The following is a 26133-nucleotide window of genomic DNA, read 5'->3' as shown; positions in this document are numbered from 1 at the left end:
TAAACCTATTTTTAAAATAAGAACATAGAGTCACCATATGAGTAAAAACGAAAATGGTTCTGTAATGCATACCGGTAAACATTCATCACGAGTCGACTATTTGCAAAGGCACTAACGAGTAATAACAAACTCGATTTCGGTAAATGAAAGTTTGTGATCAGTCCTTGTACGGATTTAATGTTGTCACCTGGCGACAAAAATATGTCAGTTTGACCCAGACCTACCTTATATTTCTGTTGTTGAGAATCAAATACAGTTTCGAGTACACGAAGAGACGTAGTTCCGATCGCAATGATACGACGACCTTCTTTTTTTGCAGTGTTCAATCGACTCGCTGTTTCTTCCGTGATCTCATATTTTTCTTTGTGTAAGGTTTTAGTTTGCCATTGTTCGGCGGTCAATGGACGGAATGTCCCATAACCTACTTGCAGGTTCACTGGAACAAATTCGATTCCCTGTTGGACAAGTTCTTCTTTTAAGGAATCTGTAAAATGAAGGCCCGCTGTTGGTGCTGCAACAGAACCTGATTTTTTTGCAAAGATGGTTTGGTATCGTATTTTATCTTCTTCGTTGACTTTGCGTTTTAAATAAGGAGGGATTGGAATTGTTCCAAAAATCTCAAAGTCTGAATCTGAAATTTCTTTGTCGGATACGAGTAATGACAATTCTTCCTCTTTCCCATCATATCGAAAACGAAAATTTGGGAATCCCACAGGCCATAAGCTATCACCTAACTTTAATTTTGCCCTATTTTTCAGGATACAAGTCCAAACTAAGGAAGAATCATCCACAGTTTCTAAAAAAATGGATTCGTGAATTCGACCTGATTCCACTTGTAAAAACACCCTGCGATACGAAACTTTTGTATCATTAAATACTAAAACATCGCCAGGTCGTAACCATTGCCCAATGTTGCGAAAATGTGGTGCTTCCCAAAACGTTTCCTTCGATTTGTCTACAAGGAGTAATCTCGATTCATCTCGATTTTTAGCAGGGAAACGCGCAATTTGTTCTTCTGGTAAATGAAAATCAAATTCTTCTAAAAAATCCATCTTGGAATCACCTTAGGAAAACCTTGTCAATTAACCAGAAATATTGGGAATGGTAGGAGAACTATGTGGAAATTTTTAGAACTTATGGAAAGACAGGGGAAATGGATCCTCACTGTTCTTTTTTTATTCCTTTTAGTCACTTCTGTGAATCGTTCCCACCAAAAATCTGATTTTTTGGACTATTACCATGCGAGTGAACGATGGGTAACAGGAGAAAATTTATACCGATTCGATGTAGCTTTTGACCTCCAATCCAAAATCAAAACAGCAGAAGATTTATTTCGGCCTGAAAATCTACCTTTACTTCTAGCCCTTCAAAATGAAACGGCTACCTACATCTACCCTCCCGTATTTTCTTTTTTACTCATTCCAATCACCTACTTATCAGAAACGAATGCAGCTCTTGTATTTGAGATCGTAAGTTGGATTTCATTTTTAATTCTATTGTTCCTCCTTTTTCAAAACAAAGAGTTGAATCTCCAAAAAACAAAGTTTCCATATTTAATTCTAATCCTTACAATCCTTTTTAATTTTCGATTCATAGAAAGCCATATCCAAAACAACCAAGTAGGTATCCTCCTCATCTTATTTGTATTGATTTCTATTTTGGTTAAAAATCATTTTTTAGGTGGCTTATTACTTGCGTTAGCTGTGAGTATCAAGATCACTCCTCTTGTTTTTCTTTTTGTTTTTGTTTATGAAAAAAAATACAGTCGGATTTTCTGGTTTTTGATTGGTTTGGTTTTATGGAATGCTCTTCCATTGTTGTATCATTGGGATTATACAATTCAAATGTCAAAAGAATGGATGACTGAAATTCTTGGGAATGCTTTAAACAATCCACTACTACGTTCTTGGAAAAACAACCAATCATTAAGTTCAACACTTGCGAAGTATTTTGTTTCAGGTGCTGATTTTATCAACCAACCTACTTACGGATTACCTTTTTTGAACCTTTCCATTTCTGTTCTCAAACTAATCCAATTGCTTTTCATTTTTGTTTATGGAATACCATTACTACTTTTGTGGAGAAAACCAAACCAAAAATGGACGATTATCTCCTTGTTATTTTTAATCTCTGCCCTTTTTAGTGGGATCAGTTGGATCCATAGTTATATCATTTGTTTGATCCCTGTTTATTTTATACTCAACAAGGTTTTTTCGAACCAAATCGAAACTAAGGAATTGTATATTCTAATTTTGATTTTATGTTTACCTATTTTCAGTCATAGAACCTTTGTTGGTCAAAAAGTCGAATCCTTCCTTTCTATGTTTTCCATTCTTTTTTATTCTACTAGTTTTTTGTATTTTTATATTGTTAGGTTTGCACTCAATGAAAACAAAAATCGGAATTGATGCCAGACCCCTTGCTTATGGCATTACCGGGAATTCTCGTTATTTGGCGGAAGTCCTAAAGGTAATCATACCAAAACATAAAGACAAAGAATTTTATTTTTTTAGCAACAAACCCATCCATGTTGTTTTTAATGATCTGTCATACCCAAACGTATGTTTGGTGGTTGAACCAAAGTCTATCCCAGGCCCCCTCTATCTAAATTTTATTTTACCAAAAAGGCTAAAACAAAATAAAATCGAAGTGTTTTGGGGAACCATCCAAATGTTGCCTATCTTTAAGTTACCAATTCCCAGTTACGTAAACTACCATGATCTCAATTTTATTTCCGCTCCAGAAACCATGGCAAAATGGAATTATTGGCAACATAAATTTTTATCCCCTATCACATTAAAAAATGCTGATATGATCTTTTGTTTATCCAAAAATACAAAAGAAGAAATCATCGAATTTCGGCCCAATTGCAAAGACAAATGCATTGTTGTTTACCCTGGTGTAACTAAGGTCAAAACCAATCGATCTAAGTTAAAAATCAAATTCCCAAAAGATTTTTTTCTAACAGTGGGCACATTAGAACCTAGAAAAAATATCAATCGATTGGTGGACGCATTCATACAATTCAAAACCAAATACCCAAAAGATAAAAATTCTCTCCTGATTATGGGAAGAAAAGGTTGGGGAGAAGAAGGTGATTTACTTTACCAAAAGTTAAATGATCGAGAGATCAGAGCCAAAGGAATCCAATTCATAGAAAACCCAGATGAAAACACTTTGGCTTCTGCATTCCAATCTTGTAAGGCATTTTTTTTCCCGTCTTTACATGAAGGTTTTGGATTACCCCTATTAGAAGCGATGTTAGAAGACAAACGTTGTGTTGCATCCGACATTCCAGTCTTCAAAGAAATTTTATCGGATCAGTGTGATTTGTACATTCCCGCAAAAGATACAAATGCTTGGGCAAATGCATTTCATATCATGTCCAACAACACCAAAGAAAGAACGCCAAAATTCCCAACAAAGAAGTGGACATGGCAAGAAACCGCTAAAAAAATTGAAGAGGTACTATTTTTATGAAACATATCCTACGATTACTTTCAAAATGGAAAGAATACAAATCCAAAAAAGAATCAAAGTATTTTGGTACTTCGCTTTATGATGAATTGTATACAAACCCAATCCCATCTCTTATATTGATTGTAGGCGCATCACTTTTCTTTTATTTCAGTTTACCTTATATTCATTTCCTTGGAAATTTTTTCTTTTGGTTTGTTGGTGTATTGGAAATCACAAAAGTTTTAAAAATTCCATTTTTAGATGAACTCAGGTATTATCACTATTTATCCGCTTTTGTTTACTTTTATATTTCTTTCTCTCTATTAATTGATATTAGTCGATTACTTTCAAAGTGGAATGTGCGCACTGTAATTGTCAAAAACGAAGTTTGGCAAATCAGTCATTCTGGACTTGGCAAAAAACTAAACCAATACCAATTAGATGTAGAAGGTCTATCATTATCATATGAACATGGTGGACTCATTGATTTTTTGGGACTCAACCGACTGGTTTGGAAAAAAGAAGGGAAAGAGATATTTTCATCTCCTTATTTTTTCCCATATAAAAAAAATAAAATCATCATCAATCGATTGTTAAAACGATAAGAAGGCAAACTCAGTTTGAAAAAACTTTTTATTATCCTACTCCTCTTAGGACTGTTTTTATTCCACCTCAGGTATTTATCCAGAGCCTTTGATTGGGATTCATGTGTATACGCGCTAAATATCCAAAAAGATAGGATTGAATCTGCTTTTTTTAATCCTCACCATCTCGGATTTGAATCCTCGGGTCTATTGTATTGGAAAATGATACGTTCCATTTACCCTACAACGGATATTATGTTTTTTTTAAGATTGAGAATATTAACTTTTTCTCTTTTTTTCTTGGGTGTTTTCATTTGGATTTATTATAAGTTATACAAAGATTTTTTTCTTGCAGTAGTACTTGCGATGGTCATCCAAGTGAGCCAAGCATTTTGGTTTTACAGTCTACACAACGATACACCACTCATTCATTCTTGTTTGATGGCTTTATTATTTCTATTTACTATTTACTTCTTACGAAAGGGATTAAATCAAAAACACATAGCGATTTTGTGGTTAATCCAACTTTTTTCTATTTACTTCCACCAATCAAATGTGATTCATTTTGGAATGGTACCGATGGCAATATTTTTGTCTCCTAATAGAAGTTTAGGTAAAAAATTAAGGATTATTTTCATCTACTTAACATGTTTAGGCGCAGCAACTATCCTTTCTTACTTATTTGTAGGTTTCATCATCTTAAAACGAGGGTTAGGTCCAATTGATGAAAAACATTTTTCATTTTGGATGTTCTTATATGCAGCCATCAACCGCTGGGGAACAAGCCTAGGAGAGGACAAAAATTATGTATTGTACTTTTATCGAGGGATCGGAGATGCATTCCTCGTTTTCCAAAATGTGATTCCGAAATTACGAGTGAATCTTTTTGATTTCCAAAATCCAAAACACCTACCCTACAATTTAAATCTTTTGTTCTGGATTTTTAGTTTGAGTTTAGGAATTTTGAATTTCCGTACAATGTGGACAAAATTCAAACCAGAAATCTTAATTATGTTCTTTTGGTTAGTTCCTTCCATTGGATTTTATACATGGTGGGAAGGGTATTTTTTTGAATTCTGGGTTGGAACCATCATTGGCCTTTGGATTCTAAATTCTTATATCCTAAGTTCTTTCCAAATCAAAGTCCTGCCAAAATTTTCCAATGCAATTTTACATATGTCTTATTCTTTTCTTTTTATTTTCTATTTCTTAACAAACTTCACTTTTTCAACATTACCTAGATCCATTGGACCAAAGTTTGGTTACACAGAAGGAATCCAGGGACCTGTCGAAAAATTAGCAGAAGAATCCATATACAGATAGGTAATCCATTATGTTATTTAACTCACTTGAATTTTTAGTCTTCTTTTTGATCACCATTATCATTGGCAATATCCTAAAAAATAGATGGCAAAGGTTATTCTTCTTACTTGCCAGTTATTATTTTTACATGGCATGGCAACCATCATCAATCTCATGTTCGGCGATGGCGGACAGTGGATTAAAATACTTCTCGGACAGAATGTATTGTGATCTAAAAATCAATCCATATGTGTTTATTCTAATTTTTTCAACCATCATCGACTATTTTGCAGCAAGAGCGATTGAATCAAAACAAGACGGTGATTCTAAACGAGGATGGTTACTTGTTTTATCTCTTGTAGTTAACATTGGAACACTTGGTTTTTTCAAATACACCGATTTTTTATTAGGAGTGATAAACGATATCCACTTATTAGGATCCTTTCAGTTTGAAAAACAAAATATCATATTACCAGTGGGTATCTCTTTTTATACATTCCAATCTATGAGTTATACGATTGATGTTTACAACCGTAAGATTGAGGCCCGCAAATCCTTTTTAGACTTTGCTTTATATGTAGCCTTTTTCCCTCAATTGGTTGCAGGTCCCATTGTTCGTGCAGAAACGTTTTTCCGTGATTTGGATTATCGACTAAGTGTTCATAAAGAACATATAGAAGCAGCTTTTGCTCTAATTTTAATCGGATTTACAAGAAAAATTGTCTTTGCTGATAATTTAGCAAAAGTAGTAGATTCTACATTTGCAAACTATCAAAATTTGAATTCTATCGAAATATGGACAGGTGCTTTGGCTTTTGGATGGCAAATTTATTTTGATTTTGCGGGTTATACGGACATTGCAATTGGTGTCGCCCGATTGTTCGGATTTCAATTTAATGCTAATTTTAATTTTCCAATGTCATGCAAAAATATTGCAGACCATTGGTCTAGATGGCATATCTCCTTCTCCACTTGGATACGAGATTACATCTATATCCCATTAGGTGGATCCAGGGTCAGTGTCATTATGTACATTCGTAACATCATGATCACTTGGTTATTTGCTGGATTGTGGCATGGCGCTGCTTACCATTATGTGGGTTGGGGCATTTGGCAAGGGACTATGTTACTAACTCATAAGTTCTACGGTGACACTCCTGTTTCAAAATTCTTAAATGAAAAAGGTGGAAAATCATACGAATTATTCTCTCGGATTTTTACCATGTTTTGTTTAGCATTTGGTTTTATCATGTTTAGAGCAGAGACAATGGAAAAAGCAATTCCGATGATGAAAGCTTTATTATTCATGAATGATTCGGGAGTTCCCATTACACGTTGGATGAATTATCGATTTGGGATTCTATTAGTCATATGTTTTACAGCAAGTTATATTTTCTCTAAGAGACAAATCCCAACTTTACTTACAGGAAGTTGGATGAAATATTCAATTTTTGTTATCGTGAATCTATTACTTTTACTATTATTTGGAGTAACTGAAAGTCAGAACTTCCTCTACTTTCAATTTTAATTATGAGCTTAACAAAAGAAACAATCCATTTTTTGAAAGATAAGAAGATAGTTACTGTATTTATTTTTCTTCTGCTTTTTGAACTCATATTACAACTGGGTTTTTACAAACCGTTTTTGAAAAAGAATTCTTATGCATCCAATATCAATCGTGTTACGGAACATGTTGTATCAAAAAAGGAAGTTCTAAATCCTGATATTCTGATAGTTGGAACATCTGTTGCGTTCGAAGGCATTAGCATTCGTATTCTCAATGAGAATTTGAAAAAATTAGGATGGAAAACACAATCCATTGCTGTCAGAGGATCAGAATTAGTGGTCCAACATCGTATTTTAGAAGAATACTTAGACCAATTCCCTAATGTTAAAATCATTCTTCATGTAATGGAACCTGGCATGCCTTGGGTTGATCGCAATTATGTAGTAGACCCTACACTTGCAATGTTATCCGAACTCGGAAATTTTAAAGCGATACCAACCGTTTTAGATTTTGAATACCAATTAAATTTTTCGAATTATCTCTATCTAATTTCTAAATCAGTAGCATATCGAAAAGATATGTCTGATTTTGTGATTAATTTCAATGAACGACTCAAAGCGATCTCACGCAAAAATAAAAATCCAAATGAAAATCCTTGGGATTATGAAAATGATCATCCCGAATCGATTGATGAATACAATCTAACAAGTGTTGAAGATTGTATGAACCGACTTGCACTACACTTACCCATCGAAATTCCAAAAGGTTCCAATCCTGATCATCGAAGGATGTTGTTTGAAACTTGTGGTATTGCAAGTATTGTCCCCAAAGATTCAGATGCTACCGAAGATACCAAACGTTATTTTCGAAGGCTTACCAAAATGTACGATTTTATTGGGAATCGAAAGATTCACATCATCAATGTTTTTGCTCCTTATTCAGACGTTATCCGTAAAGTCAATAACGAAGGACGAATGAAAGTTTGGAAGGATGGATTGTCAGAAGCCTTACAAGGGCATCAAACACTTGATGAAATGGACTTACAAGATTCGTTAGGTGACAAAAATGGACAATTCTGTTTCGATTTAATTCACTTAAACCAACAAGGTATGATTGAATTTTCAAATATTCTTTCCAAAGAATTGGAGAAAAAACTTGGACCAAAATGAGATCACCCTAAATCAGTTACAAAACGAAGTAAATGATTGGATTCAAACAATTGGTGTTCGCTATTTTTCGGAACTTACAAATTTAGCAATTCTTGTAGAAGAGGTAGGAGAATTGTCTCGATTGATGGCTAGAAAGTATGGAGATCAATCTTTTAAATCAGGTGAATCAGCAGAACAGATTCCAAGTGAAATTGGGGATATTTTATTTGTTTTAACTTGTCTAGCCAATCAAATGGGGATCTCTCTCCAAGATGTTATCAAGTCAACCATTCAAAAAAACACTAATCGTGATTTAAATCGTCATAAAAACAATCCAAAACTTTAAATCTTTGTTTCTAGTTCAAATACTGGAATACCAGCTTCCCTACGAATTGCATTCCAATACGCAGATAAATGAGCTGGATGAGAATTCATATCGGATATACAATATTCAAATTTTTGTTTAAATCTTAGATCGTTTTCCAAGTAAGATTTATAATCATCATACTCATCCAACATAAGTTGAAAGAATTTCGTTTGACCAATAAAATCATAATCTTCACGAAAAAACATATACGCATGTGCTAAATCGTGGAGTAGATGTTCAAAAGCGTCTCTTTTCCCTTCTACCAAAGTGCCAGCCAATGCATCATCCCAACTAATCGTTGCATAACGAATTCCTTTACTCTGAGATTCCAACATCTCCAAAGAGTTGGGATTATAATCTATGAGTTGTATGTTCCATTCAGATCGACTCCATTTCCAAAGCGCATATCGAACCGTATCTGGCATTCCATAAAACCTAACTACTTCTAAAAAGTCTTTTGAAGAATCACGATTTGGAAGTTTTTGTCCCATTCTGAGAAATGGATGTCGTTTGACCCTTTTTTCTAAATATAATAATACAATTTGATAGGAAACTTCACTACCAGTGAGTTTGTTGTTTTCCCATTCAGATTTTAACTCTAATAACTTTGGTCTGAGCTCACTTGCTTCCATTGGGAGCAAAACTTCAGGGATACAAATCTTTTTAAATGAACCATAAATTTGTCCCTTGTCATGTGGCATTTTATTCTATCAATCCGTAAAAATCAGTTCCATGATTGAAAAATCCACCAGATTCTCCTCCTAAAAACAAGAAGGTTCCATCTGAAAATTTTACACCACTATGTTTGGATACACTGATCCTGGACATTCCCATTTCAAAAAAACTATTACTCTTGGCATAATCCAATTTTTCAATCATCCGACTTGGTTCACTTGTATTATAACGATAAGCTCCACCATAAAATAAAACTCCACCATCTGGAAGTTCTAAAGCAAAACTCCATTCTCTTCTATACAATGAATTTGCAACTGTCAATATTCGATTCTTTGAAACATCATATAACATAGTCGCATTACTTAAATTTGACAATTGTGCACCGTAAATCAGAACATTCCCGTCAGAAAGTTTTAAACATTTTAATGCACCAACTGGTGTTGGCAAATTAGGTCCCCAACTAAATGTTTCTGTATTTGGATCAAAAAACTCGGTCGTATCTTTTGGAGCAAAAACTCCGTCGGTTCCACCAATGATCATCACTCTTCCATCATTCAAAACCACCGAACAAGAAAATGACCTTGGTGTTTTTAATCGATTTGAAAGTTGAGTGAATGTTTCTGTATTTGGATCATAAATTTCGGCCGTGTTTAATGTAGTAAAATACATACCTGGTAAAACAGGTGTATAATTGCTAATACCACCAATCACCATTACCTTCCCATTCGGTAATTTTACAATATCATGCATGTGCCGAGGTTCCACCATAGAACCAGATTGGGTAAAGGATGTGGTTTCCGTATCAAATACATAACTCTCAGTGAGAGCAGTCGCCACTGCAAACTTGATCCCACCCGTAATCAGCAATCGTTTCCCATCTAACATTACTCCCCTTTCACCACGATGGATTTCAGGTAAACTAGGATTTGTTAATTGGAAAGAGTTTGTACCACGACGTAGGATCTCGGCACTGGAATTGTATCCATAAATTGCAATTACATCTCCATTCTGATTTTGAAATGCATCAAATTCAGAACGTCCAAAGTTTAAACTTGGTCCTGGAACCAATCCTATGAGTCTTATTGTGATTGTATTGGTTACTACATTGAGTGCCTTATCATTTGCATTTGGAAAACTAAAGGTAATGGAGCCAGGTTCATTCGAAGAAAAATTAGTTTCGAAATAAACACGAAATTTAGTATCACTTATTTTTTGGATAGAACGAAATACAATAAAAGGAGCTAATTTTCCACTTAAGGAAGGAAGACCAAATTGATTGAGAGGCTCAGTACTCTCAAAATCCCAATACCTAGCAGTAAAAAATGTATAATCGGTAATTGGTAAATACGAAACTAAACTAACTGTTGGTAGTTGTGTATCTACAATAATAGGATATTTACTTTGAGATAATGTTTCACCTAAACCAGATACAACACTCGATAAATTTACTTCGTAACAACCATCACTTGTAATAGGGTCAAATTGAATCAAAAGTTGATCATTGCCTATTTTGGTAAAACTAATATTTGAAAATGTTTGTTCGTTAAGATCGGCCAGGAATGACGTGTCTAAGGATGCAAGTTCTCGGTTACATTGCAATAATACTTGGTCAATATTGCCAAATGATTTGGTATTTGACTTTTCTTTGCATTCAAATGCACCAGCATTTCCCACGGAAGCAAGTAAAAGACCTGAAATTGATTTTGGATCAAAAACATTCTTAAAGTCACCCGGAACAATACATCCAAAGAATAAGAGTACAAATGAGAAATAAATTTTATTCAAAACTATATTCCTCCGTATTTGCAAGTATACTTCCTATCCTACCACCTAATATCATTCCACCACCAGTGGAGGAATATTGGATTTCGCATCCATCCCATCTTGCATTTAGAGATCTACCAGTCAGATAAAATCGATGATCAGATTCGGACCATGATTCTGTATCCAAAATTGTATCATATGTATTACCATTGACAGTTCGATATTCCAAACCACCTGCAATAATAATTTGGTCTTTACCATATGGAAACATAAAGGAACTTCCCCATTCTCTTCCAAATAAAAGATTTTTATGGTCACGAATGGTATCCGTCATAGGATTATAAATCTGGGCTCGCAATATTGGCTGGTTGTCATCAAAACGGGAACTAATTCCACCTAATATTAAAACTTCACCATTACTTAATGCATGAGTAAAATGATTGAAACGTTTTGTTACTTTTGTAGAGGAAGTCGATAGGGTTTTCGTACTGATATCATATATTTCAATGCTATCAATCGAACGCGCATAATAATCGGTTGGATTCGGCCCTGTTACATCCGATCTTTCCCCTCCCGTAATGATCACCTTACCAGCAATTACCGAAACCACCTGTGATTGTTTGCCGCGAGAATCAACAAGATTACCAATCGTTTCGACCGTCATACTGTAAGGATCAGCAGTAACATGAATCAGTTCTACCATCGAAACAGATTGAAACGGAGAAAATGGACTAAGCCCTCCAACAACTAAAACATCACCATTTGGTAATACAGTCATTTTATGAAGTTGTCTAGGTGTCGTAAGTAATGGTCCTTCTGTCCATGAATTAGTAATGGGATCAAATATTTCAGTGGAATTTAAACTTCCATTCGATGGGTTTCCAACCTTTCCCCCAAATCCTCCTGAAACCAATAACCTTCCATCTAAAAGTTTAACGATAGCAAATTCCTGCCGACGGTAAATCATATCGGGAGCAAACGTGAATTCCTTCGTCACAGAATTATAATATTCTGCACTACTTAATGTACCGTTCCCATTAATCAAAACACCAGACTTTGCTCTACCACCTAAAACCATTTTACGCCCATCATTGAGTTCCATTCCTACGCAAGAACGCCTAGCAATGTTCATATTGGGACCACTTTTAAATGCAAAAACTTTTACTGGCACTGCAATTGTACCTTGGGTATTAGAAGCTTTGTCCTTTACGCCATTAAAACTGATGGTAAGAATTCCTCCATTGGCGTTTGGATTCCCCGCAAACAACAATCGAATATTTTTTTGTGAGACGATGATATCGGATACAACCAACGTATTTTTTGCATTCCCCGAAAGATTCACTTGAGATATATTTCCATCCCAAACAATTTCTTCATTTGCTTCTATATCCAAAAAACCAGTTTGTAACTCAGAGATATCAATACTATTCCCAGTTTTTAACTGTAATAACGGAGGATTTGAATCTATCTCAAATTCAAAAGACTCTGGATTCACCAACAGGGATTCATTCAGATAATAGTCTTTTAAATTTAAAGTGAATTTACCAGTTGTTACTGATGGCGACATCCGAATTTCATATAAAAATTTACTTCGTGGAATTACTTGTGAAATTGGATTCATTCCTGAATTGGAGATAGGCAATCTTAAACCATTTGCTTTCGTTGTAAAATCATGATTTGTTGAAACATACAGGACTCCTCCAGGCTGAACACGATTGGAAGAGAACTCCATTTTCACAACCGAATCGCCACCTAACATCAACAATCCAAGATTTACTGGAGACGAAGGATCTAATGGATTCGATCCTGAAGGTATTTTACAGGATATCAAAAGTAAGGCGAAAAAGAAAAATCTAATCTTTCCCATACACTTCCACCCTATTATCAGTCAAAGCTGAATCCCCAAAAATCACAATGCCCTTTGTCGTTAAAAAGGCGGAATGTTCCGATCTTGGAGACATCATAGTGTCTACTATAAAATTCTTACGTTCAAAATGATCATATATCTCTAAAATTCCCGATTTATAATAAGTGTCGACTCCTCCAGTGAAAAATACTTGTTCATCAGAAAATCTAACGATTGAACTACCATTTTTAAATCGACTTGTAAACCCAAGACTAGTAGTAGATGATAAACTTTCGTTCCATGATTCGATCGCCTTTGAACCAGTAGCTTCGCGGTTCATCCCACCGAATAACACACGATCCATGTTCGGCATTTTTAAATTGGTTACGTTTGATCTTGCAGTTGCGAAGTTTCCTGGTAAACTCGTCAAACTGAAGTTGTTTGTGTTAATTGTATAAACTGTGTTGGAAAAAAATGCGTATGAATCCAGTCGATCTCTGCCACCAAAATATAAAATGCGAGAATTCGCTTCGTCATATTCAATTGCATGGAAAATAATTCCTATTGGGAAGTCTGATGCTCCATCGAGTAAAACAGAGGAATTTCCAGCTAACGAAATCAATTCATGATCTTTTGTGATGGCAGATGGATCGACTCCTACTTGAAATTGTCCGCCTGAAACCAGGATACTTCCATCACCAAGGCAAACCATGGAATGACCAAAACGCCTCCGGACCATACGGAAGGAAAGTTCTGTGACAGTTTCAGTAGATGGATCGATAGAATAAATTTTGTCTGAAATTTGAGTGGTTGTAGATACATTCCCAGCTACAGTTTTCCCACCTGAAACAAACACCTTCCCGGTTTTTTGAACACAGATCGATAGACCCGTCATACCCTCGTTTAACGAAGGTAATACCTTTGATACACCCGTCTCTGGATCCCAAATCTCTACCGTTGACAATGTTGAGCCAGAAGGGTTAACTCCACCAACCAAAATGATTCTTCCATCATTTAAATATGATGCTGAGATTTTCCCCTTTGCTTCCGAGATCGAACCATAAAATCTTGGATATGGAAATCGAAACTCGAGTTGTTTCCCTGGGAAAGAAAACTCATTCATTGTTTCTGGTTTTGTGATGGATAAAAGAACTGGCTCTCTCCATTCAGACCTGGATGACACAGAAAACAAAACTCTTAACCGGGAATCCGATAGTGGGAATACATCACGCAAAATTAAATCATTTTGGTAAGGATCTGAAATCTTAAAATTTGATTTTGAGAAATAATTGGCAGCTGGAGCACTTAAATCTAAATCTAGGTATTCTGTTTTTACAAAAATTGGATAATCATTTTGTTTATATCTGGAAGTGATCTTTAATTCATCACCTAATCCCAATCCGAGTAATACAACAGCAGAACTTCCAATAATATTCGTCGGATCAAAAACATTCTGATTGGGTGCTTTCACATTACAATGCAGAACCAAGAAGATTGAAATTAAATTAAAACCTAATCGCATAACCCAATTTCCCAACTCGATTGATTCCCATATAACCTTGATTTTCCAAGTCTAAATCTAAAAAAACACCCGATTTTTCTTTAGGATTTGGACCTAACAGATAAAAATCAAACACATTTGCGGACCAAATGAAGAGTAATGCAGTTAGAGCATGAGATAAGTTTGCTCGTGATGTTTCCATTTGTTGTCTGTGTGGTTCGATTAAATAATAATTTAGCAATACTGTCTCAGTAATTCTCGGATTCGGAGGGATCCCTATTGCAGATTCATATGCATGTTTGTCCGATCGGAATTGGTTGTATTGGTAACCTGCATACAATACTCCCAACGCAAAAATCGACATGTAAATTTTACCTTTTTCCTCCTGTCCCCTTGCATATTGTCCCCAACCGGGAATCAGGAAAGATCGAAACGCATAAGTTGGGTTATATGGATTAAATAGTGGTGCATCAGCCAATGAAGTTTCTGGATTCACTGCATAGGTTAAGATCGTATCTTCTGCTTTTTCCGCATATTCTTTGGTATATGGTTTCTGTAATTTTTGATTTTCTTTGGTCCAATCTTTCATTGACTGGATTACATAATTCGATAATTCGGAATAAGTTACTTCACCATTAAAATTGGAATCCGCTCTACCTTCTAATCCATAAATTAAATATTTTGTATAAATACCATATCCAGATTTTGGATCTTCAAAACTGGAATAACCTACTTTTGTTGAATAAAACACAGAGACAATTTCTGAGTCTTTAAAACTTGTTCCTTCTAAGTATTTTCTTCCAACTTCTTCCTTTCCATCTTCTGGATTTCTGCAAGCATCGATAAAAAAAACTACCCGTTTGAGCTTAAACTTTCTAGTTAATTCAATCAGATGTTCAACGGCTATCCCAGTCTCAAATGGTTTTTGAGGGTTTGCATCTTCTGGTAAAAGATAAACCTTATCATTATAATCAACAACACCATGCCCCGAAAAATAAAAAACGAAAAGATCTTCCGGATTGGTTTCTTCTAATACTAATTCAAGTTGAGTTAAAATGTTAAATTTAGTAGGTATGGAACTAACGGATCCTTCCTGGACTAAAGTTTGGATACGATTATACGATCCATAACTGAATAAAATTTTTGTCATCCCAAGCGCATCATTCTTTGCGGTTTTTAAATTTGCCAAGGACAAATCCTTATATTCATTAACGCCAACAACGAATGCGAATCTTTTCCCAATTGGCTCGGCTTTCAAAAGACTTGGCATTGCTATCATTAAGAATATTAGAATTTTTGATTTCATTAAAATTGTTTATTCAGATGCAAGTTCTTTTGCCTGATTTTCCAAACTTGATGTGTTATCACCCATTTTTCTAGCATTTATCACAACTTTTCGATTTATTTCTTCCATTTGGTGAACAACTGCAACCATTTGTTCTTTATCTTTATCTAATATTTTCGATTCCTGGTCCAATACTTTAGAAATCGATTCAATTAAATCAAGAGCTTCCAGCACTTCATTATTTATATCTTTTTGTGAATTAATTTTGGATGTCGCAGTTTTCATCACACCACTTAGCAGATCATATTTTGATTGAAGGGTCTCTGTTTGATTAAAGGCAGTGGAAGCTAGTTCTGTTCCCTCTTGAATATAACGGTTAGAAGTTGTGATGATCTTTTTAATCTTCGTTGCATTTTCATTCGAATTTTCTGCTAGTTTCGCTACTTCTTGGGCAACTACTGCAAAACCTCGACCATGTTCCCCAGCCCTTGCTGCTTCTATGGATGCATTTAATGCCAATAAATTGGTACGATCAGCAATTTCTGCCATGATATCATTCACTTCACTTACTTCCTTTTGGGAAATATTGACAGAACGTAATCTTTCTTCTAAATTTTTTACAGTATCTGAAAGTACATTACTCCTATCTTGGAAATCACTCATATTGGAATTGAGATCTTCCACTACTTTCCCAATTTCAGCGATACTCAACTTTAATGTATCCGATTTATGATTGAGTAAAGTAATTTGAGAATGTTGTTTTCCAATATTCTCTACTGAAGTTTGTATACTCTCTGAAAATGATGAAACAAATTCTGTAAGATCTCGAATCGAAACGTCTTGAGATTCTATTTGAAAATTAAAATCGTTTGTAAGTTCACGAATACTTTTGAGTGTATTAAATAATTCAGATCCAATTCTTTTTAAATCTTGGTTTAGAGTGTTTGCATTTTCTCTTTCCAGTTCAGCAAGTTTATGTTTTTCATCTGACTCATTTTTGATTTCATTTAATAAATTTAAAACAGTAGAAGTTAGGTAACCGAAACAAATTAGAAATAAAATTTTAAATACTTCATTTGAAATGGCAACAGTTCCCTTCTCACTTTGTAATCCTTCTGCCTCTTTAAAGGAAACACCTTGTCCATAACCGATGATTAAAATTAATACCAAACAAAAAGCTGAGTAATAAGTACTCGTGAGTAACGTCCGTTTCGAAAAGAGAAATGCAGAGTATACAACATAAAAATAATACAATACGTATAAGGTTGGTGATTTAATTAAATCGGCAGCAACTGTACTTCCACCCATCAGTCCAGATGCAGTGACTGCAAATAATACGGTAATATCCAAAACAATGAATAACTTCGGGAAAAAGGCATTGAGTCTGCCAATTTTAAATAAATAAGCCTGCAAACCTCCATAGAGAAACATACAAGTAATACCTACTAAATAACTTGTAGTTTGAAGGGTTGTGGACGTTTTGAACGAACCTAAAGTAGCGATAATATAAAAACCAGCGAGTAAAAACCTCACTCGATTGACATAAACTGGGCCTAATTCTAACCAATTTTTTTTCTTTTGAATCGATTCTAAGGATCTTTTCGACATAGGATGATCCTTTAAGATTCAAAGTGATTGGAAAGTGATTTTCTTTTTTTAGTGAATGGAAATAGAAACTCAGTTGACAAATTTTAGTTTAATATTAAACTATTTAATATGGAAACAACGAACCCGATCAAAACCTACATTCAAAAAAAATTCTACCCTGCCTCAGAAAGAGGGCATGTCAATTTTGGTTGGTTGGACAGCCACCATTCCTTCAGTTTCGGCCACTGGTACCACCCTGACAAAACCAATTTTGGTGCACTTCGTGTATTAAATGATGATATCGTAGAACCTAGCATGGGATTTGGGACTCACCCCCACCAAAATATGGAAATTATATCCATCCCACTCTTTGGAGAATTGGCGCATAAAGATAGTACAGGTACGAATGGTATCATCAAAACAGGGGATGTACAAATCATGTCTGCCGGGTCTGGGATCCAACATTCCGAATTCAATCACAGCTCAGATAAGAAAGTCAATTTTTTACAAATCTGGATCTTACCAAAGGTAGCCAATATCCAACCTAGGTATGACCAAAAAACATTTCCAGAAGCTGGTCGTTTGAACCGATTCCAAACAGTCGTTTCCCCAATTGATGAAGAAGCTGTATGGATCAACCAAGACGCGTACTTTTCGCTCGCTACTTTGGAACCAAATCATTCACTATCTTACAAAGTACACGCTCCTAACCAAGGGATTTATGTATTCCTCATCCAAGGGAAAATTTCTACGGAAGGCACAACCTTAGAACGCAGAGATGCATTGGGACTTTGGGGAGTAGATGAATACAAAATCCAAGCAGATGTAAAATCCGAGTTACTCGTCATTGAAATTCCAATGAAATAGAAAAAGGGTTCCTTGGAAACGAAGTCGGAAAGTAGATCTGGGAATACAAAAAAACCAGATCACTTTTCCTTTTTAAGCCAACCAATTCCTCCAAAATCAAAATTAATTGAAAATTGAGCCACTTGGCTCCCTATCCAACCCTTTTCCCTATCGGCCCTCTCCAAATAAAAGCCACTTTCAAACGTTTGGACTTGGGACAGGGAACATTTTTTCAATCATACGTATTTTTTTTCGTGTATTTATATTCGCGAATTATTTTTGTGTATATTTGGGACTTCCAAGTTGGATTGGAAGCACTAAGGAGAATTTCAATGAAAGGTACCAAGTTCCTCATCAGTTTTCTGATTTTATCGATTTCTACTCAGGTAGTGGCGCAAACAAACAGTGCCGGAATTTCGGCAAAAGATGCACTACAACGATTGGTAGAAGGGAATTTAAGATTTGTACAAGGAAAATCAATTCGTCCAAACCAATCAGTAGAACGTGTTAAAGAAGTTTCAAAAAAGCAAAACCCATTTGCAACCATCGTTGGATGTTCTGATTCAAGAGTTCCAAATGAAATCATTTTCGACCAAGGACTTGGTGATCTATTCATTTTAAGAACAGCAGGCCAAGTTTCGACATATGCTTCTTGGGGTTCGATTGAATTTTCTGTGGCAGTGTTAGGAGTCAATTTGATTGTTGTTCTCGGCCATACGAGTTGTGGTGCTGTTGGTGCTGCTTGTAAGGCCGATGATGTTCCTGGTCACATCATTGCTTTAACCAATTCGATTAAACCCGCTGCAGAAAAAGTAAAACATATGGAAGGTGATTATTTGGACAACGCAGTAAAAGCCAACGTTGCATTCCAAGTTGTTTCCTTACGTAAACTAGACCCCATCCTATCTAAATATTATAACAAAGGCCAATTACAAATCGTAGGAGCTGTTTACGATTTAGAAACTGGGAAAGTAAATTATCTTTCTGAAGAATACATCTCTACTATTACAAAATAGGTAACCACGATGGACATTTTACATGCATTAGTTGCAAATTTACAAACACCAATGTTCCTAGCATTTTTACTAGGAATCATTGCAACCATCATCAAAAGTGATTTAAAATTCCCAGATGGTATGTATGCAGGTTTAACCATCTATCTTTTATTTGCTATCGGGCTAAAAGGAGGAGTTAAATTAAGTAATACAACCTTAGTAGAATTTTATAAACCAGCGATGGCAGCATTGTTATTATGTATTTCAATACCGCTAATCGCCTATGGATTACTTACAAAATTCGGTAAATATGACAGAGCAAATGCAGCTGCTCTGGCAGCGCACTACGGATCGGTATCAGCTGTTACATTCAGTGAAGCTCTCGCTTTTTTGGATTCTTTGCAAATTACCTATGAAGGTTTTATGCCTAGTATGCTTGCTATCATGGAAATTCCGGCAATCCTTGTAGCATTATTACTTGTAAAAATGAATCCAACTGATAAGACCGAAGAATCTTCTTGGGGAAAAATTTTACACGAACTGCTAACAGGGAAAGGAACCTTATTACTATTGGGAGGCCTTATCATAGGAATGATCTCTGGGAAAAAAGGTCATGAACAATTTGCTCCCCTATTTGAAGCACCATTCCGTGGAATGTTAATTTTATTCTTATTGGAAGTTGGAATTGTAACAGGTAGGAGACTTGCCGATCTAAAAAAAGCTGGTGTATTTTTAATTGGGTTTGGTATTCTTTTCCCAATTTGCACCGCCATGTTTGGGTTGTACTTAGGAAAGTTCATAGGTCTCTCGATGGGTGGAGCCATGGTGCTTGGAACTCTCAGTGCAAGTGCATCCTATATTGCTGCACCTGCAGCTGTTAGGATTGCGATTCCGGAAGCGAGTCCCGCCATTTATCTCACAGCATCACTTGCCATTACCTTCCCTTTTAACCTATCAGTTGGATTACCGTTCTATTTAACTGTTTCGAAATACCTTTACGGAGTTTAAAATGAAATTAGAAAAAGCAAAACTCATTACAATGATTGCTGATGAAGCTCTCCAAGATCGATTAGTGTCAGAGCTCAAATCTATGAATGTCAAAGGATATACGATCAGTGAAGCAAAAGGAGAGGGAATCAATAACGAGCACCTAACATCTTGGGAAGGAAAAAACATAAGATTAGAATCATTGGTTTCGGAAGGTAAAGCACTAAAGATATTTCAAATTATTTCAGAAAAATATTTAGAGAAATATCCTATGGTGATCTTTATGAACGATGTAGAAGTGATTCGAAAAGAAAGATTTAACTAAAAAATTAAAAAGTATGGCCAATGTCTAAATAAAATAATTGGTCTTCACGTGAATAAGCATAGTCCATTAGGATTACGGTGGCTTGGTCCCAAATCAGCCGTAATCCTAATCCACGTGAATGTTTATAATCCATTGTGCTTACCTGTTTGATTTTATCCCAAACTCGACCAACATCGTAAAATGGAACAATGCTCAATTGGAAAAACTGATCCCAAAGTGAAAAACTTCCAACCCGATAACGAAGTTCAATATTATAAAAACCGATCACAGGACCTACAAAACGTTCTTGCCTATACCCACGTAATGTGTTCTGTCCACCTAATGCTCCCATAGGTCCATCAATAGAAAATAAATATCGATATTCAAAAAAAGGCACTTCGCCTTCTATCTTAGTCAGTGCAACCCGTTGTGCGATGACAAACTCTTCGAATAATTTAGGAAATGGTTGGTAAAAATTCTTAATTTGACCAAAATGTCTTAGGTAATTAAAATCCGAACCTATTGTTCTTTCCGCTTTATTGACATTGTATTCGATAAGCCAACCCCGATCTGGATCAGGTTCATAATCTCTGGTATCAAAAGCAATGCCACTCCTCACATAGTTTAAATTTCCACCATGTACACCTATGATTTTCCCAGAGTTTGAATCTTCTGTTAATTTTGAAGAATCTTCAATTGCAGGAACCGTAATCCCGGTTAGTGGCTCTTTAGCAGCAACCGAATTACCGTCATACTGCCTAACAACATTTTTCGAAAACTCAACACCTCCCCAAACTCTAAAAACTTGGAAAATCGTTTTATCAGCGTTGAATTGACCATAGGTTGTTTCAAATTGGTAGTCATGATAATGTTGAGTCGATGTTAATTCACGTCCTGGGCCTCTGTTCTTTGCATACGAATTGGCATTCTCAAAATCTGAATAGGTTGCGTTTCGAACAATTCTGCTCCCATCTGCATTCCGATCTCTGAAATACAATGGTTGTAAACTTTCGGTCCCAACACCAAAATATTGGTTATAATAACTTGCATCATGGCCCACATAGGATCGTAATCGGTAGGCTGTATCTAAAAAATAAGGAGCATCCCAAGCAAGGTAATTGTTTTCAGTGCCACGATTGGTTCGGTATACACCGACATTGAACATATGTTCGTATGGTGTATACTTGAAGGAGGAATCATTTTTTGTTCCGTTATAAAATATATTGGCTAAAAGCCCAAGTCCAGATCCATTAACTGCATCATTCCCAAAAAGGGGTAAGCCAGTTGCATACCAGCCTTCTTTTTTATTAGCGAGTTCCTTTTCATCTAACTTTTTGAACTCACCCAACCATTCAGGAACATCAGAACTTCTATCTTCCGAATAAATTGGAAGAACGACAATTGTTGATAAAAATACCAACCCAATCATCGATTTCCAAAATGACATGAACTTATTTTACTTCGCGGACTTGAATCGTTTCGACTCGATCCTCTCCGGCAATGATGTCGGATAAAATAACTACCTTTTCACCAGTTTGTAAATAACCATTATTCACAAGTGTTTGGATTGCAAGATTAATCGTTTTTTCTGGATCAGAAGAAAAATCCACTCGGTAAGGGATAACTCCACGTGTTAACCAAAGCTTTCGCCTAACGGATGTCATATTGGTGAATGCATGAACGATTGGATACCTTGGGTGAAAGGATGCTAAATTATTCGCAGTGATTCCACGTCTTGTGATGGCTATGATCGCATGTGCTTGCATCGAATCCGCTAAACTAGCAGCTGATCTTGCCATTTCTTCCTTTTGGTCTTTAGGTTTTCTTTGTGCCGCAAGACCTAAGTTTATCGACATCTCCATTCGACGTGCAATTTTATCCAACATTTCAACACAACGAACTGGGTATTTCCCCATTGCTGTTTCCCCAGAAAGCATGATGGCATCTGCTTCTTCGTAAACTGCATTCGCAACATCAGTGACTTCTGCCCTAGTAGGAGAGGGATTGTGGATCATTGATTCGAGTAAGTGAGTCGCAACGATAACTCGTTTCCCCTCTTCTTGGCAACGTTTGACAATCCGTCGTTGCACAATCGGGAGTTCTTCAATTTCAATTTCAACACCCAAATCTCCACGCGCCACCATGATTCCATCAGAAGTTTTGATAATCTCATCTAGGTTTTTTAGACCTTCTTGGTCTTCAATTTTGGCAATGATTTGTGCATGGTGTTTTTTTTCTTCGATGATCTCTCGCAATTGTAAGACATCTTCTTTTGATCGAACAAACGAAAGAGCTACAAAATCAATATCCTCTTCTAATCCAAAGAGAATATCCTTTTGGTCTTTGGGTGTGATCGAAGGAATGTTTACACGAATTCCAGGTAAGTTGATATGTTTTCTGGATCCTAGTTTTCCACCGTCTAACACAGTGCAAATCAATTCATTTTCTCTGATTTCTTGGACGGCGAGGTTAATCAAACCGTTATCAACTGTGACCTTATCACCTACTTTTAAATCTTTTACGATATCTCGGTAGTTTACAAAAACACTCTGCGCTTCAGCTTCCATACCTGGTATGATATGAAATGTAAATGTTTCTCCCACCTTTAAGTGTAAGTCATTCTGTACATCCCCAGTTCGAATTTCAGGTCCTTGTGTATCCAATAGAATCGAAATTGGATGTTTGTGTAACTCATCCTTGTTTAAAGATTTAATGATTCGAATGATCTTACGATGAAATTCATGGTCACCATGGCTCATGTTGATCCTTGCGATATTCATCCCCGCCAAAGCTAAACTTCGGATCATTTCTTTGGATGCTGTCGCAGGACCGATGGTGCATACGATCTTTGTTTTTCTTGCTCTTAGTTGTTCAATTGCTGGCATAATTTTATGGTTTTAATTTGGGTAAAATTCGGTTTAAAAAATCTAACTGCGATTCCGCAAGGTCGAATTTTTCTTGGTTGGGGAACTTATCATTTCTTTGGCGTTCACTTTCTGCAGAAACTTTATCAAATAGTTTTTTGCCATGTCGTTTCAAATACCCAGTTGATATCAAAATGGGCCAAGGAAACTTTTCTCTTTGGTTACGGATTGGGAAACTGTAGATTTCTTTTCCGCCAAATTTTTTTAGAAAAAAGATCAAATTCTCTTCAGTAAACTTTCCGTTGAGTTTGGATAAAACATATTCACGATCAGGATACACACCAAACTCCCAAGCTTCATCCAAGATACGCACAATGGACTCAATGGATTCTTTCCATTTTTTCTCTTCTTCAGGACTACCTTGTTTCACTGGTTCTGAATCTTCATCATCATCTTGTGAATTGTTTGAAGTTGAGGTTTGCGTATGGCTTTGTTTTGATTTTCGTTCTGCGTCTTTTTCTGCTTCTTCTCTTTCTTTCAGTCTAGCTTTGACGAGTTTTTCTTTTTCTTGTGATATCTTTTTAACTTTCTGACTAGCTAAATCTTTTGTGAGTTGTTGTTGGAGCCTCGCTTTGATGGGAGGGATTTCGAATTTATGGACTGTCATATTACCCATAATCATCCTCCATAACCTTGTAAAAAATGGCAAAAATTGAAACAAACTTTGAGCTTCAATTTCTTCTAAAAGCCTTTTTGGGCTTTCATCATTCAAATGCAGTGTTACATTCATTTGATTCAGCACACGGATTTCTAGATCAGAATGTTTGATTTGGAAAGTTCGTTTTGCTGATTCAATCGCCTGTGGGATACAAGATTTATGCAAAATAAATTCATTGAACACTCGTTTGTCTGCATATTCAGCGTACAAAACGTCTGGCTGAGACAATAACATAGCTCGAAATTCATCTGTCAGAGGTTCTCCACTCACACGAAGTAAATTTACCTCAACAATCCTACCTGCTTCTGCAAGGAAAGCCATTAGATCTTCAATTTGTTGTTTTCGTTTTTGTTTTTCTTCTTTTTCTCTATCTTTTTCGATGATTTCATTTAACACCAAACACTCTTCCATCAGAGTTTTTTGGTCACCATACGATTCATTCATATATCCTTTGATTTCGGTTAATATGTTTTTAGGTGAATTCCAAGAGTCTTCAGTGATCTCACCCATTACACCCAAATTTTTTAACGCAGGATAAATGGTATTTTTAGCATAATCCACATAAGCATCATACCGATCCGAAATCTCCGATGGCCGATTGTATAAGAATACACTTTTGTTTGCTGGCCTAGAAGCAGAGTCGTTTCGAAAGAAAAATAAAATTTTATCATCTACCAATTGTTTGAGAATTGGCTTGAGGTGGATGACAATCGTTGCATCTTTTTGCACCTTTGTTTTGTCATAAGGGCATTGGAACAAATTTCCTAATTCCGTAGAAGCATATGTGTCAAAAAGTCTATTGGCATCAACAGCCGCCTTGATGACTTTCCGCATTTTTTCTTTACCAACATACTTACGTTTTTCATTGAACCATCCCTTGATGGCAGACGTTGAAAGTTCGTTTAAACCAAGTGCGTATCGGAAAGCCGTTCCACCATCAGATGTAGTTGGCCTTGCAAAAACTGTATTGTGTTTGATGTAGGTTTTAGGATTTTCTGGATCCCCCGCTTCATTCGGATGGAACTCCAAAACATTTAATTTCTTGATGATTGCAGGGTTTTGTTTATAACTTAGATCGATCACATAGTTTTCTGTCCGATCTCTGTCAATGGAACTATCCCGTTCAATCTGTTCGACATTAGGCAAAACTTTGTTTTGTAAAAATTTATCTGTCCATTCAAAGATAACAAGTAGAACTTTATAGATCCCCTTGTAGGAAAAATCTCCGCGAGAATCCATAGCCTGCACCTTTTGGAGGCAGGCCGTGTAGTCCATGACTTTTAATTCTGGGAGATTTGGATCCAACATGTGGTTTGATAATCCTTACTTAAAATATCCTTTTTTATACAATAACTCAGCATTCAAGATAGCAGCACCAGCGGCACCTCGAATCGTGTTATGCGAAAGAACTACCCATTTCCAGTCCAAGATTGAATCTTCTCGTAACCTTCCCACAACAGTTGTCATTCCCTTTCCTGTGTCCAAATCGAGACGAGGTTGAGGGCGGTCGTTTTCTTCGCGGTAAAGAATAGCGGGGTTCGGTGCAAACGGCAATCCCAATTTCTGTGGTTCCCCTTGAAAATCTGCCCAAACCTTTAAAATCTCTTCTTTTTTTGGTTTTTTATCAAAGGATACAGAAACACAAACAGTGTGCCCATCAAATACAGGAACTCGGTTACAATGAGCAGAGATTTTAAAGTCTGCGGATTTGATGACACCACCTTCCACTGTCCCTAAACATTTTTGAGGTTCCACTTCTGCTTTGTCTTCTTCTCCACCGATATAAGGCACAACATTCCCAAGGATATCCATGGTTGGAACACCAGGATATCCCGCACCTGAAATTGCCTGCATTGAAAATAACATAACTGACTTTAATCCAAATGCATCCATCAGTGGTTTAAGTGAGATCGTAACTCCCATAATTGTACAATTGGAATTTGTGATGATTTTCCCTTTTGTTTTTTGTGCAGAAAGTACATCCAAATGATGTGAGTTAACTTCTGCAGAAAGGATAGGAACATTCGGGTCCATTCTATGGTTTTTGGAATTGGATAATACCATCACTCCAGCTTCCGCATAAGCAGTCTCCACTTCCCCTGCAATGGATGCGTCTAGACCACTAAACACAAGTTGTACGCCTTTTGTTACATTTGGATCTGGTAATGAAATGATAATGTCTTTTGCATAAGAAGGAATGTCAGAAGAAATCTTCCAACGAGACTTCATCACGTCACCATAAGATTGGCCCGCACTTTTTTCAGAAGCTGCTAAATGAGTCACCGTAAAATAAGGGTGATTCTCCAAAAGTTGAATGAATCTTTGACCGACGGATCCTGTTGCTCCCAGGACTCCAACTTTGATTTTTTCCATAATTTTCCTTATCTAATGTAA

General features: G+C 36.1%; 22 protein-coding genes. 11 read left to right on the top strand and 11 right to left on the bottom strand.

Annotation, left to right across the window (positions count from 1 at the left end):
* Nucleotides 1–11: 11 nt before the first annotated feature.
* Nucleotides 12–1052, bottom strand: a complete 1041-nt coding sequence (queA, locus tag DI076_RS18105; RefSeq protein WP_108961242.1) for a tRNA preQ1(34) S-adenosylmethionine ribosyltransferase-isomerase QueA — start codon at nt 1050–1052, stop codon at nt 12–14.
* A gap of 63 nt (nt 1053–1115) precedes the next feature.
* Here queA and DI076_RS18100 point away from each other — a divergent pair, with 63 nt between their 5' ends.
* The 7 genes from DI076_RS18100 to DI076_RS18070 are packed head-to-tail and all read left to right on the top strand — an operon-like array spanning nt 1116 to nt 8346.
* A complete protein-coding gene (locus DI076_RS18100) occupies nt 1116–2408 on the top strand; it encodes a glycosyltransferase family 87 protein (RefSeq protein WP_108961241.1) in 1293 nt (430 codons plus the stop codon).
* Nucleotides 2386–3480: a glycosyltransferase family 4 protein gene (locus DI076_RS18095; protein WP_174705101.1), complete on the top strand. Its 1095-nt coding sequence runs from the start codon at nt 2386–2388 to the stop codon at nt 3478–3480. Before DI076_RS18100 ends, DI076_RS18095 begins: the two co-directional genes overlap by 23 nt.
* On the top strand, nt 3477–4064 hold the full coding sequence (locus tag DI076_RS18090) for an LIMLP_18675 family protein (protein ID WP_108961240.1): 588 nt from the start codon (nt 3477–3479) through the stop codon (nt 4062–4064). Before DI076_RS18095 ends, DI076_RS18090 begins: the two co-directional genes overlap by 4 nt.
* Before the next feature lie 15 nt (nt 4065–4079).
* The gene (locus tag DI076_RS18085) at nt 4080–5366 is read left to right on the top strand and encodes a hypothetical protein (RefSeq protein WP_108961239.1); all 1287 of its coding nucleotides are present in this window, start codon (nt 4080–4082) and stop codon (nt 5364–5366) included.
* Nucleotides 5367–5376: 10 nt separating this feature from the next.
* Nucleotides 5377–6873, top strand: a complete 1497-nt coding sequence (locus DI076_RS18080) for an MBOAT family O-acyltransferase (protein ID WP_108961238.1) — start codon at nt 5377–5379, stop codon at nt 6871–6873.
* 2 nt (nt 6874–6875) lie between these two features.
* Entirely contained in the window at nt 6876–8021 is a 1146-nt protein-coding gene (locus DI076_RS18075) for a hypothetical protein (RefSeq protein WP_108961237.1), read from the top strand.
* The gene (locus DI076_RS18070) at nt 8008–8346 is read left to right on the top strand and encodes a nucleotide pyrophosphohydrolase (protein WP_108961236.1); all 339 of its coding nucleotides are present in this window, start codon (nt 8008–8010) and stop codon (nt 8344–8346) included. The genes DI076_RS18075 and DI076_RS18070 overlap by 14 nt, the downstream gene beginning before the upstream one ends.
* Here DI076_RS18070 and DI076_RS18065 read toward each other — a convergent pair.
* From DI076_RS18065 to DI076_RS18040, 6 genes are read right to left on the bottom strand one after another with little or no spacing between them, the layout of a single operon-like run.
* A complete protein-coding gene (locus DI076_RS18065; protein ID WP_108961235.1) occupies nt 8343–9068 on the bottom strand; it encodes a hypothetical protein in 726 nt (241 codons plus the stop codon). The genes DI076_RS18070 and DI076_RS18065 overlap by 4 nt on opposite strands.
* 1 nt (nt 9069) lies before the next feature.
* Nucleotides 9070–10827: a Kelch repeat-containing protein gene (locus DI076_RS18060; RefSeq protein ID WP_108961234.1), complete on the bottom strand. Its 1758-nt coding sequence runs from the start codon at nt 10825–10827 to the stop codon at nt 9070–9072.
* Nucleotides 10820–12673: a Kelch repeat-containing protein gene (locus tag DI076_RS18055; RefSeq protein ID WP_108961233.1), complete on the bottom strand. Its 1854-nt coding sequence runs from the start codon at nt 12671–12673 to the stop codon at nt 10820–10822. The genes DI076_RS18060 and DI076_RS18055 overlap by 8 nt, the downstream gene beginning before the upstream one ends.
* Nucleotides 12660–14174, bottom strand: a complete 1515-nt coding sequence (locus DI076_RS18050; protein WP_108961232.1) for a Kelch repeat-containing protein — start codon at nt 14172–14174, stop codon at nt 12660–12662. The genes DI076_RS18055 and DI076_RS18050 overlap by 14 nt, the downstream gene beginning before the upstream one ends.
* Entirely contained in the window at nt 14158–15423 is a 1266-nt protein-coding gene (locus DI076_RS18045; RefSeq protein WP_282432609.1) for a caspase family protein, read from the bottom strand. Before DI076_RS18045 ends, DI076_RS18050 begins: the two co-directional genes overlap by 17 nt.
* A 45-nt stretch (nt 15424–15468) precedes the next feature.
* Nucleotides 15469–17046, bottom strand: a complete 1578-nt coding sequence (locus DI076_RS18040; RefSeq protein ID WP_108961230.1) for a methyl-accepting chemotaxis protein — start codon at nt 17044–17046, stop codon at nt 15469–15471.
* 108 nt (nt 17047–17154) lie between these two features.
* Here DI076_RS18040 and DI076_RS18035 point away from each other — a divergent pair, with 108 nt between their 5' ends.
* From DI076_RS18035 to DI076_RS18020, 4 genes are all read left to right on the top strand, one after another.
* A complete protein-coding gene (locus DI076_RS18035; RefSeq protein WP_108961229.1) occupies nt 17155–17892 on the top strand; it encodes a pirin family protein in 738 nt (245 codons plus the stop codon).
* 311 nt (nt 17893–18203) lie between these two features.
* Entirely contained in the window at nt 18204–18887 is a 684-nt protein-coding gene (locus DI076_RS18030; RefSeq protein ID WP_108961291.1) for a carbonic anhydrase, read from the top strand.
* A gap of 9 nt (nt 18888–18896) precedes the next feature.
* A complete protein-coding gene (locus DI076_RS18025; protein WP_108961228.1) occupies nt 18897–19874 on the top strand; it encodes a sodium-dependent bicarbonate transport family permease in 978 nt (325 codons plus the stop codon).
* Nucleotide 19875: 1 nt separating this feature from the next.
* Nucleotides 19876–20178 carry a P-II family nitrogen regulator gene (locus DI076_RS18020; RefSeq protein WP_108961227.1) on the top strand — a complete coding sequence of 101 codons (303 nt, stop codon included), beginning with the start codon at nt 19876–19878 and terminating at the stop codon, nt 20176–20178.
* Nucleotides 20179–20182: 4 nt separating this feature from the next.
* Here the strand turns inward: DI076_RS18020 and omp85 are convergent, their stop codons facing one another.
* The 4 genes from omp85 to asd are packed head-to-tail and all read right to left on the bottom strand — an operon-like array spanning nt 20183 to nt 26112.
* Nucleotides 20183–21604, bottom strand: coding sequence for an Omp85 family outer membrane protein (omp85, locus tag DI076_RS18015; RefSeq protein ID WP_108961226.1), 1422 nt, complete (start codon nt 21602–21604; stop codon nt 20183–20185).
* Nucleotides 21605–21608: 4 nt separating this feature from the next.
* Nucleotides 21609–23042 (bottom strand): pyruvate kinase, encoded by a 1434-nt coding sequence (pyk, locus tag DI076_RS18010; protein WP_108961225.1) that lies wholly within the window; start codon nt 23040–23042, stop codon nt 21609–21611.
* 4 nt (nt 23043–23046) lie between these two features.
* The gene (locus DI076_RS18005) at nt 23047–25047 is read right to left on the bottom strand and encodes a hypothetical protein (RefSeq protein ID WP_108961224.1); all 2001 of its coding nucleotides are present in this window, start codon (nt 25045–25047) and stop codon (nt 23047–23049) included.
* Between the two features lie 15 nt (nt 25048–25062).
* A complete protein-coding gene (asd, locus tag DI076_RS18000; RefSeq protein WP_108961223.1) occupies nt 25063–26112 on the bottom strand; it encodes an aspartate-semialdehyde dehydrogenase in 1050 nt (349 codons plus the stop codon).
* Between the last annotated feature and the right edge of the window lie 21 nt (nt 26113–26133).

Origin of the sequence: Leptospira ellinghausenii (assembly GCF_003114815.1) — a bacterium.
In the GTDB taxonomy this organism is placed as follows: domain Bacteria; phylum Spirochaetota; class Leptospiria; order Leptospirales; family Leptospiraceae; genus Leptospira_A; species Leptospira_A ellinghausenii.
Note: the sequence above shows the minus strand (reverse complement) of the source record. Positions and strands in the feature narration are given on the sequence as shown.

Excerpts from the sequence above, each read along its gene's own strand:
- DI076_RS18050 (WP_108961232.1), bottom strand. The coding sequence starts at position 14,174 with ATGCGATTAGGTTTTAATTTAATTTCAATCTTCTTGGTTCTGCATTGT.
- DI076_RS18095 (WP_174705101.1), top strand. The coding sequence starts at position 2,386 with ATGAAAACAAAAATCGGAATTGATGCCAGACCCCTTGCTTATGGCATT.
- DI076_RS18075 (WP_108961237.1), top strand. The coding sequence starts at position 6,876 with ATGAGCTTAACAAAAGAAACAATCCATTTTTTGAAAGATAAGAAGATA.
- omp85 (WP_108961226.1), bottom strand. The coding sequence starts at position 21,604 with ATGTCATTTTGGAAATCGATGATTGGGTTGGTATTTTTATCAACAATT.
- DI076_RS18055 (WP_108961233.1), bottom strand. The coding sequence starts at position 12,673 with ATGGGAAAGATTAGATTTTTCTTTTTCGCCTTACTTTTGATATCCTGT.
- DI076_RS18040 (WP_108961230.1), bottom strand. The coding sequence starts at position 17,046 with ATGTCGAAAAGATCCTTAGAATCGATTCAAAAGAAAAAAAATTGGTTA.
- DI076_RS18005 (WP_108961224.1), bottom strand. The coding sequence starts at position 25,047 with ATGTTGGATCCAAATCTCCCAGAATTAAAAGTCATGGACTACACGGCC.
- DI076_RS18045 (WP_282432609.1), bottom strand. The coding sequence starts at position 15,423 with ATGCCAAGTCTTTTGAAAGCCGAGCCAATTGGGAAAAGATTCGCATTC.
- DI076_RS18100 (WP_108961241.1), top strand. The coding sequence starts at position 1,116 with ATGTGGAAATTTTTAGAACTTATGGAAAGACAGGGGAAATGGATCCTC.
- DI076_RS18090 (WP_108961240.1), top strand. The coding sequence starts at position 3,477 with ATGAAACATATCCTACGATTACTTTCAAAATGGAAAGAATACAAATCC.
- asd (WP_108961223.1), bottom strand. The coding sequence starts at position 26,112 with ATGGAAAAAATCAAAGTTGGAGTCCTGGGAGCAACAGGATCCGTCGGT.
- DI076_RS18025 (WP_108961228.1), top strand. The coding sequence starts at position 18,897 with ATGGACATTTTACATGCATTAGTTGCAAATTTACAAACACCAATGTTC.
- DI076_RS18030 (WP_108961291.1), top strand. The coding sequence starts at position 18,204 with ATGAAAGGTACCAAGTTCCTCATCAGTTTTCTGATTTTATCGATTTCT.
- queA (WP_108961242.1), bottom strand. The coding sequence starts at position 1,052 with ATGGATTTTTTAGAAGAATTTGATTTTCATTTACCAGAAGAACAAATT.
- pyk (WP_108961225.1), bottom strand. The coding sequence starts at position 23,042 with ATGCCAGCAATTGAACAACTAAGAGCAAGAAAAACAAAGATCGTATGC.
- DI076_RS18080 (WP_108961238.1), top strand. The coding sequence starts at position 5,377 with ATGTTATTTAACTCACTTGAATTTTTAGTCTTCTTTTTGATCACCATT.
- DI076_RS18035 (WP_108961229.1), top strand. The coding sequence starts at position 17,155 with ATGGAAACAACGAACCCGATCAAAACCTACATTCAAAAAAAATTCTAC.
- DI076_RS18020 (WP_108961227.1), top strand. The coding sequence starts at position 19,876 with ATGAAATTAGAAAAAGCAAAACTCATTACAATGATTGCTGATGAAGCT.
- DI076_RS18065 (WP_108961235.1), bottom strand. The coding sequence starts at position 9,068 with ATGCCACATGACAAGGGACAAATTTATGGTTCATTTAAAAAGATTTGT.